Genomic DNA, 2331 nt, shown 5'->3' with positions numbered 1-2331 from the left:
AAATATTGATATTTTTTAATTAATATTTAAAAAATGAATTTGGTTTATTAAAGTTGTAAGCATTTGTTTTTTTGGTTAAGTTGTTACATATGTTTTTATGATCATTATTTATTTAAAAATTAATATTTTTCAATAAATGTTTGAAAAAAGTAACAACAGAAAGGTAATTAAAAAATGTCTTATATTCAAGGATTACGTAGTAAAATAGGGAAAGATCCGATTTTTTCTCCAGGAACTTCTATTATTGTTTATGAAAATAATAAATATTTGCTTCAATTTAGAAAAGATTTTCAAATTTGGGGTCTTCATGGCGGAGCTATGGAATTAGGAGAAAATTTCAAAGAAGCCGCTTTAAGAGAGTTAAAAGAAGAAACTAATTTAGATGTTATTACTATGAATTGTTTCAAAACATACACAGGAGAAGATATTAAAATCATTTATCCTAATGGCGATATTGTTTATCCTGTAGTGATGGGTTTTATCGTTAGCAAAACAGAAGGACAACCTAACCAACAACATGATGAAGTTTCTGATTTAAAATGGTTCAATGAAGAAGATTTGCCTATTGAAGATATGATGATGATGGACAAAAAATTTTTAAAAGATTTTATTCAATGCAAAAATTCCAAAAATAAAATGCACAACAATTTGGACTTGTGAATAAAATTAAAAAAATCTTTTTATAAAAAATAATATTGTTATTTTTGTAAATAAATAAAGGAGTTTCATTAGAATGTCTAAACAAGAAATACTTTCTAACAAAAAACAATTAAAGCAAAAAGCTAAACAAAAATTATTTTTAGAAGATAATTTATTTAAAGTCCTTTTGATGTTGGTCATCCCTATCGCTTTAACCAATATAACTTTTCAAATGATACCTAAAAATATCGATTTATTTATGGCAATTAAACCTGAAGGGTCTGAAAAATTTACCGATTCTCTTGCTATAATCAGCAGTGTTCAAAATATGTTTTCTTTTATGGGTTTATCTTTAGCTACAGCAAGCATAGTTTTAATAGGCAAAGAATACGCTAAAAAAAATTATAAAACTGCTCAAAAAATGATTAAAACCACTCTTTTTTCTATTATAGGTATGACTTTTGGCATCGCTTTAATAGCTGTCATAATCGGTAGTCTTATTTTAGATAAAGTCCTTCCCGGCATGGAAGAAGAAATTTTTAAAACAGTTCATAAATATTATATTTTTTTAATTATTTCAGGAGTTTTAATGGCTGTTAATACGGTCTTATTAGGATTAGAACGAGTAAAAGGAAATATTAAAACTATTTATCTTTCCAACACTTTGTTTGTTGTTTTCAAAGTATCTATCAATTTATTATTCGTTTATGGTTTTGATAAGAAAGATCCTTATTGGTTAGGAGTATCTACCGCTTTATCCAGTTTTTTAGTAACTATTTTTCTAATGGTTTTATTTATTATTTCTTTAAAAAGAGATCAAGACGAATTGACAGACAGCAAACAAGCGGATAACAATAAAACTAATATATTGACAAATATTTTAAAATTAGCTTTACCTATTTTGGGTGGAAGACTAATTTATGAAAGTGGAAGACTAATTGTACTTATTATCAGTTGGAAAATTTATCCAAGCGGAAGTTTAAGCGCGGTTCAAATAGGTGATGGCATAGCAGCCATCGGTTTGAATTTTGGCTTTGCTTTAGAAGAGACTCAATTATCTATTATTTCGGCTAATCTAGCAAATAAAAACCTAAAAAGAGCTTTTGAAACAATTAAAAAAACTTTATTATTAAATATGATTTTAGGTTTTTTTTTCACCGTTATTTTTGGTTTTTTTGGCACAAACATATACTCTTTAATCAAAGGCTTCAAAGAAAGATTGCAAGGAGAAAGAGAAAAACAATTTCAACTAGGCATCATGATCGCTTCTATTTCTGGCTTTTATACAGTTGTTACTCAAGGAATAATGATTAGAAGTATGATCCCTTTTAAAAAAACTCGCATTGATATGTTTTTCGCTTTATTAAGAGTGTTTTTAAGAATTTCTTTCATCATTATTTTAGGTTTTAGCCTTTCATCACCTTGGAACAAATATGAAAATGCGGATAATTCTTGGAAAGGATATCATTTCGCCAATCTAACAACGAACACAATCCTTCTCTTTTCGGTTACTTATTATTTTTATTTTAAATTTTATAAAGATATTAAAAAAAATGGTTTTGAAGATATGCGCTTATAATATGAGTAATCTTTACCAATTAACCTTTTTCAGGTTAAAAAAAACTTGAATTAAAAGCGAATAAAAGACCACTTGAAATCAAGTGGTCTTTTTTCTTTCTATGTTGAAACGTG

2 protein-coding genes are annotated in these 2331 nt (G+C 26.7%); both read left to right on the top strand.

The features are described from left to right. Nucleotides 1-174: 174 nt before the first annotated feature. Nucleotides 175-660, top strand: a complete 486-nt coding sequence (locus ON17_RS01735; protein WP_017191789.1) for an NUDIX hydrolase — start codon at nucleotides 175-177, stop codon at nucleotides 658-660. A gap of 73 nt (nucleotides 661-733) precedes the next feature. Continuing rightward, nucleotides 734-2218, top strand: a complete 1485-nt coding sequence (locus ON17_RS01730) for an MATE family efflux transporter (protein ID WP_017191788.1) — start codon at nucleotides 734-736, stop codon at nucleotides 2216-2218. Nucleotides 2219-2331: the final 113 nt, after the last annotated feature.

The organism is Poinsettia branch-inducing phytoplasma str. JR1 (assembly GCF_000309465.1).
Taxonomy (GTDB): domain Bacteria; phylum Bacillota_I; class Bacilli_A; order Acholeplasmatales; family Acholeplasmataceae; genus Phytoplasma; species Phytoplasma pruni.
This window is presented reverse-complemented; position numbering and strand designations above follow the sequence as displayed.